This is a genomic window from Streptomyces fildesensis, assembly GCF_016107395.1.
Classification (GTDB): Bacteria; Actinomycetota; Actinomycetes; order Streptomycetales; family Streptomycetaceae; genus Actinacidiphila; species Actinacidiphila fildesensis.
Genome location: NZ_JAAIKO010000238.1, coordinates 1 through 316 on the forward strand (window position 1 = coordinate 1; position 316 = coordinate 316).

Annotated in this window: 1 protein-coding gene; it reads left to right on the forward strand. The window is 71.2% G+C overall.

Translation table 11 applies throughout. The features are described 5' to 3' along the window. Positions 1-172 precede the first annotated feature (172 nt). Positions 173-316, forward strand: a 144-nt coding sequence (locus tag C6N31_RS42750) for a DUF5994 family protein (RefSeq protein WP_232486365.1), incomplete at its 3' end; no start/stop codon positions are given.

Sequence of the window (316 nt, forward strand, 5' to 3'; positions counted from 1 at the left end):
CGTGCACCACGCACACCTTCCGGTCCTGGTCGTCCCCGGCGACGACCCCGACGCCCCGTAACTCCGATCGCAACGACACCGGGCCCCGGACCCGGGGACGGGTTCCGCATCATGACCGCCATCAGCTTGTTGCAGGCTCCGCACCCGGACCTGACCCACCCCCGAGGTCCGGATGCTGCTGAAACCGCAGTGTGCCGACCGGGGGATGGTCGACGGTGCCTGGTGGCCGCGCACGCGTGACCTGGCCCGTGAACTGCCGTCCCTGGTCGCGGTCCTGGACGAGCGCTGGGGCCGGATCACCCGGGTCGCGGTGAAT